We start from the raw sequence: 1,697 nt of genomic DNA, 5'->3' as shown, positions 1-1,697 counted from the left end.
TATGTCGCCTTCGTCATCGACGTGTTCGCCCGGCGCATCGTGGGCTGGCGCGTCAGTCGCACCATGCAGACCGATTTCGTCCTCGACGCGCTGGAGCAGGCTTTGTAGTCGGCCCTGAAATATTCAATTTCCCGCTTTCAGCGGCTGATTCTGCGGGCAGGCTGGTGCGTCGCTGACCACCCGCCCAAGCATCCCGATCAACATCCAGAACACAAACAGGGCCTTCAGCCCCAGGCGGGTCACCGCCCGCAGCAGCCAGCGCAGGTTGTAGCCGGCCGCGCACAGTACCGGGTGCAGCACATCGCCTTCGGCCCCTTTGAGCCAGTTCCGTCGTAAGCCGCAGTCATCCTTCAGGTGCCCGATCACCGGCTCGATGGCCTGGCGCCGTTTCAATAATCGCCGCGCGTGGGCACTCAGGCGCTTGATCCGCCCGCGGTGAATGATCTCGACCCCGGGCACCTCGACCCCTCGATAGCCCAGATCCACGATGGCCGTGTGTGGTTTGGGGGCGCCCTTGACGTCCTGCATCAGGATCGTCGCCTGTTCGAGCTGCTCGGCCAGGGTATGGCCGTCATACGGATTGCCGGGAAACGCCCGTGCGCCCACGATCAGGTTCCCCCGCTCAGTGGTGGCGATGCCCACCTTCACTCCGAACTCGTAGGGCTGGCGCGCCTTGCCCTTGCCGATGCACTCCACTTCCGGGGCGTGCAGGGCGTAGAGCTTGTTCTTGTCCTTGGGGCGCTGGGTGTGAATGCGTCGAGCGCGCTCGAGCCAACGCGTGACGATGGGCTGCATGTCCTCGGGGAGTGCGGGCAGACGCCGTGCCAAGTCACGCATCACGCGACCCAGAATCGTGCGCTGACGCTTGAGCACACCGCGCAGCCGCCGGAATTGTTTGGCGTGCGCATAACCGCCGGCCCGTCGCTTCAGGCTGCGCCCTTCTTTGTCGAAGGTTTGGCGCAGCACCAGACCGGCCCGCTTGGCGAGCAGCACCAATTTACGGCGGGCTACATCGAGCAGCCGGCTGTCGGTGGGATAGGCGATGGCCTTCTCCTGCACCGTGGAGTCGACGATGACGCGCTCCAGATCCTTGGGGGCAATCGCCTTGATCGAGACTGCAGTTTCGATCGTCTTGGCCAACAACTCCTCAACCCCGGCATCACCGAGCACACGACGGAAACGCGTCAGGCCACTCGGGTCGCACGGCAGGCGGGTCTCGAAGTACGCGCTCCCGCAAAAGAACTGCCAGTAAGGGTTCTCGGCCCAGCGCTGAACCACGGTCTCGTCGCTCTCGCCGAAAGCATGCTTGAGATACAACAAGCCCACCATCAACCGGATCGGCAGGCGCGGTCGTCCCGCTGCACTTGTGCCCGCACCCACCACGTGTGTCGTCGGGCCGAAGAGATCAACACCCTCGATCGCGCGGCCCTGACGATCCTTGCGAGTCAAACAGGGCGCAAGCGCCGCCTCAATCTGCGCCCACGGCATCCGCGTGGCCAGGACCGCCAGCGGGTGGCGAAGATCGATCATGGCGTCCAGCCGAGCGCGGAAAAAGTCCGGGGTGGTCATCGGGAGTGAGCTCTCAAAATCTTCCAGAAACTGAGCGTGATTGCACTGGAAACTGGGAGATCAGGCAAGGCCAAAATCGGTGTCAGCCCGCGTGAGGAAAGAAGGTGGGGGATTATTCAGGGGCGACT

General features: G+C 63.8%; 1 protein-coding gene. It reads right to left on the bottom strand.

Annotation, left to right across the window (positions count from 1 at the left end; genetic code table 11):
* Positions 1 to 123: 123 nt before the first annotated feature.
* Positions 124 to 1,569: an IS5 family transposase gene (locus CGK74_RS18495; RefSeq protein WP_094269828.1), complete on the bottom strand. Its 1,446-nt coding sequence runs from the start codon at positions 1,567 to 1,569 to the stop codon at positions 124 to 126.
* Between the last annotated feature and the right edge of the window lie 128 nt (positions 1,570 to 1,697).

This window comes from Thauera propionica, from assembly GCF_002245655.1.
In the GTDB taxonomy this organism is placed as follows: domain Bacteria; phylum Pseudomonadota; class Gammaproteobacteria; order Burkholderiales; family Rhodocyclaceae; genus Thauera; species Thauera propionica.
This window is presented reverse-complemented; position numbering and strand designations above follow the sequence as displayed.